Source organism: Mesorhizobium sp. M7A.F.Ca.CA.002.04.1.1 (genome assembly GCF_004022805.1).
Taxonomy (GTDB): domain Bacteria; phylum Pseudomonadota; class Alphaproteobacteria; order Rhizobiales; family Rhizobiaceae; genus Mesorhizobium; species Mesorhizobium ciceri.
Window position 1 is genome coordinate 1 of sequence record NZ_RZPL01000499.1, and the last position, 4395, is coordinate 4395.

The 4395-nt window shown below is 62.6% G+C and carries 4 protein-coding genes; 3 read left to right on the forward strand and 1 reads right to left on the reverse strand.

Annotated features, from left to right (window positions below):
- Positions 1-569, forward strand: a 569-nt coding sequence (locus tag ENZ75_RS22680; protein WP_164887938.1) for a glutathione S-transferase family protein, incomplete at its 5' end; no start/stop codon positions are given.
- Between the two features lie 95 nt (positions 570-664).
- Here ENZ75_RS22680 and ENZ75_RS22685 read toward each other — a convergent pair.
- Complete coding sequence (locus ENZ75_RS22685; protein WP_013532483.1) at positions 665-1327, reverse strand: outer membrane protein; 663 nt, start codon at positions 1325-1327, stop codon at positions 665-667.
- Positions 1328-1739: 412 nt separating this feature from the next.
- Here ENZ75_RS22685 and ENZ75_RS22690 point away from each other — a divergent pair, with 412 nt between their 5' ends.
- Positions 1740-2504, forward strand: coding sequence for an SDR family oxidoreductase (locus ENZ75_RS22690; protein WP_013532482.1), 765 nt, complete (start codon positions 1740-1742; stop codon positions 2502-2504).
- Positions 2501-4395, forward strand: a 1895-nt coding sequence (gene uvrC / locus ENZ75_RS22695; RefSeq protein ID WP_128278329.1) for an excinuclease ABC subunit UvrC, incomplete at its 3' end; no start/stop codon positions are given. The genes ENZ75_RS22690 and uvrC, both read left to right, overlap by 4 nt.

Sequence of the window (4395 nt, forward strand, 5' to 3'; positions counted from 1 at the left end):
CTCCCTACAGTTCCAAGGTACGAATGGCGGCAGCCTATGCCGGCATCGCTGTCGATCTGGTGCCGATCAAGACCGAGGAGAAGCCGGCCGACTTGATGATCGCCAACCCGCTCGGCAAGATTCCGGTTCTGGTGCTCGACGACGGTCGCTCCATCCATGACAGTCGCGCCATCACCCAGCATCTCAACCGTTTGTCGAAGAGCGCGCTTTTTCCACGCAATCCCGACAAGCGGCTCGAGGCAGAAGTGCTGGAGGCATTGGCCGACGGCATTTGCGACTGTGCGCTGTCGATGGTCTATGAACGGCGCACGCGGCCTGAGGAGATGGTCTATCAGCCCTGGCTCGATCGCCAGTGGGCGAAGATCACGGCGGCACTCGACCTGCTCAACGCCAACCCGCCGAAGCTGCCGAAAAAGATCACCGCCGGCCAGATGGCGCTGCGCGCCTGCCTTGGCTATCTCGCGCTGCGCTTTGCCGGGAAATGGGAGAAGGGTCGCGCCCGGCTGACGCGGTGGGCGGCACGCTTCGACGAGAAGTTTCCAGAACTGAAGCCCTGCATTCCCGGTTGACCGCCCATTACCCGAATAGATTTACCCGGAAATCACGCGAGCATAAAAAAAGCCGGGCGCGAGGCCCGGCTTTTTCGTGTCGTGGCTTGAACGACTTAGAACTTCATACCGACGCCGAAGGTGACGCGGTTGTCGGTGGCCTTGACCTTGCCGATGCCATCGAAGCTCTTGCTGCCGAAGTCGGTGTAACGATACTCGACACGACCGAAGACATTGTCGGTCAGCTTGATGTCGGTGCCGAGACCGGCGGTCCAGCCGAGCAACGTGGCGCGGTCCGAACCGTATACGTCGTCTTCGACCTTCAGGCTTCTTCCGGCGAGACCGCCGGTGCCATAGAGCAGGATTTCGGGGGTCACGGCATAGCCGAGACGGGCTCGCAACGAACCCTCGAAGCCGGCCTTGGAATTGACGCCAGAATCGTCGCCCTTGACGCCGTTGTAGCCGAGTTCGGCTTCAGCGCCGTAGACGAAGTTCTCTTGCTGCCACTGATAGCCGCCGAAGACGCTGCCGACGAAGCCCTTGGTGCCGACGTCAACATTGTCAACACCCAGATCCTTTTCCTTGGTATGGCCGCTGAAGCCATAGCCGACGTTGAGACCGGCGTAGGGGCCGGCCCACGAAGCGACGGGAAGTTCAGCGATCGGCGCAGGTGCCGGCGGCTCTTCCGAAACCACGTCAGCAGCATAGGCAGTTCCGCTGAGGGCGAAGAGCCCGAGCGCAACGGCCAGCGGCCGTGCGAATTTGAGATTGGCTTGCATTGTTCTTTACTCCTTAAGCCACAGGACACAGGCTTGTTTCTCACGATCGCCATCGACCCGTCCGGGGGGGAAACGGATCTGGCGTTCGTCGGTTCCAAATGTCGTGTCAAAATGCGGCTGAAGCGAACCTGAACTTGGGTCATTCCCCGGCGCAAATGAGGCAGAACCTTGACGTTGCATCTTCGCAACAGCGAAATGGCAGGAACCATCCGGTGCTGCGCTGCACACCGCTTGGTGCAAGGACTCCAGCACCCTATATTGCGGTCGGGCACGCCTGAGTCCAGGGCGGGCCAAGATGCCCAAACGGCCGTTTCGCCACAATGCTGCCCAAGGTGCGAACACCATTTAACGCATGCCGGGCCATATTTCGCCGGCACTGCTTTTTCGGGCCGAAATTGAGGATTGACACCATATGAGCAAAGCCACTGTCACGGCGCTGGTGACGGGCGGGGCCAGGCGGATCGGCAGGGCGATCGTCGAGGATCTCGCCGCGCACGGTTTTGCCGTCGCCATCCATTGCAACCGCTCGCGCAGCGAGGCCGATGCGTTGGCTGCCGAAATCATCGCCGGAGGTGGCCGCGCCGCAGTGGTCGCCGCCGACCTGACCGATATGGACGCCATCGATGACCTTATCGGCGAGGCGCAAGCAGCGCTCGGGCCGCTCTCGCTGCTGGTCAACAACGCGTCGCTGTTCGAGGACGATTCGGTTCTGGATTTCGACTGGCGGGCCTGGGACCGGCACTTTGCCGTCCATGTGAAAGCGCCCGCGCTCCTGGCGCAGAATTTCGCCCGGGCACTACCGGCAGGGCAGGAGGGCCTGATCGTCAACATGATAGACCAGCGCGTCTGGCGGCCGACGCCGCGCTACTTCTCCTATGCACTGTCCAAATCGACGCTGTGGACAGCCACCCAGATGATGGCGCAAGCGCTCGGTCCCCGCGTCCGCGTCAATGCCATCGGCCCGGGGCCGACATTGAAGAACGCGCGTCAGGACGACAGCGATTTTGCAGCCCAAGTCGATGGCTTGATCCTCAAGCGCGGCCCGGAATTGCCGGAATTCGGCGCCACTATCCGCTATCTCTGGGAAGCGCGCTCGGTCACCGGCCAGATGATCGCGCTTGATGGCGGCCAGCATCTTGCGTGGCAGACGCCCGATGTGACAGGCATGACGGAATGAGTCCTGTAGACCACAAAAGCAAGCCGCGCGGCGGCACCGACGATCTGCCCCCCGATATCGACCTCGAGGACGAGGCGGTCGAGGAAATCGTTGAAACCGTCGGTCCCGATGTCGCCTTCACCGCCATCGACTGGACGCCGCATGCCGGCGACGCGGAAGGCATGATCGGCGCCGAGGTGATCCAGACGCTGGTCAAGCGGCTGCCCAACGCGCCCGGCGTCTACCGCATGATGAACGCTGCCGGCGATGTGCTCTATGTCGGCAAGGCACGCAGCCTGAAGAAGCGCGTCACCAACTACGCGCAAGGCCGCTTCCACACCACCCGCATCGGCCGCATGGTGCGCGAAACGTCGACGATGGAGTTCGTCGTCACCCGCACCGAGATCGAAGCGCTGCTGCTCGAAGCCAATCTTATCAAGCGCTTGCGGCCGCGATTCAACGTCCTGATGCGCGACGACAAGTCGTTTCCCTATATCCTCTTGACCGGCGACCATGTCTCGCCGGGCATCTACAAGCATCGCGGCGCGCGCTCGCGCAAAGGCGATTATTTCGGTCCCTTTGCTTCGGCCGGTGCCGTTGGCCGCACCATCAACTCGCTGCAGCGCGCCTTTCTGCTGCGCAGTTGCACCAACTCGTTCTACGAGAACCGCACGCGGCCATGCCTGCTTTATCAGATCAAGCGCTGCGCCGGTCCCTGCACCGGCGAGGTCTCGCACCAGGACTATGCCGAGCTGGTCAATGAGGCGAAGGACTTCTTGTCCGGCCGCAGCCAGAAGGTGAAGACGGAAATCTCGGCCGCCATGCAGCAAGCGTCGGAAGCTCTCGATTTCGAGCGCGCCGCGATCTATCGCGACCGGTTGGCGGCCCTGTCGCATGTGCAGAGCCACCAGGGCATCAATCCGGCGACCGTCGACGAAGCCGATGTCTTCGCCATCCATCAGGAAGGCGGCCAGGTCTGTATCCAGGTGTTCTTTTTCCGCACCGGCCAGAACTGGGGCAACCGCGCCTATTTCCCCAAGGCCGATCCGGCGTTGGAAGCAGCCGAGGTGCTGGGCTCGTTCCTGGCGCAGTTCTATGACGACAAGCCGACGCCGCGGAACATTCTTCTGTCGCATGGCGTCGAGGATCAGGAATTGCTGGCCGAGGCGCTCTCCACCCGCGCCGGCCGCAAGGTCGCAATCTCCGTGCCGCAGCGCGGCGAGAAGAAGGACCTGACCGACAACGCTTTGCAGAATGCCCGCGAAGCGCTCGGACGCCGGCTGGCTGAAACCTCCACCCAGGGACGCCTGCTTGCCGGTTTCGCCGAGACATTCGGCCTGCCGAAGCCGCCAGTGCGCATCGAGGTCTACGACAATTCGCACATCATGGGCACCAATGCCGTCGGCGCCATGGTCGTTGCCGGACCGGAGGGGTTCGTGAAGAACCAGTACCGGAAATTCAACATCCGCTCGACCGAGATCACGCCTGGCGACGATTTCGGCATGATGCGCGAGGTGATGGAACGGCGGTTTTCGCGGTTGCTCAAGGAGCATGGCGATGTCCCGGCTGGGGATGCAGCCGACGGTTCGGCAGACGATATGGAGGACGATATCTCCGGCAGCTTCCCGGCCTGGCCCGATGTCATCCTGATCGACGGTGGCCAGGGCCAGATGACCGCGGTGCGCAAGATCCTCGCCGATCTCGGCATCGAGGACCGCGTGGTTGCCATCGGCATCGCCAAGGGCCAGGACCGCGATGCCGGCCGCGAGCGGTTCTTCGTCAAAGGCAGGGACTCGTTTTCCCTACCGGTCCGCGACCCCGTGCTCTATTTCGTCCAGCGGCTGCGCGATGAGGTTCACCGTTTCGCGATCGGCTCGCATCGGGCTCGCCGCAAGAAGGAAATGGTCAAGAG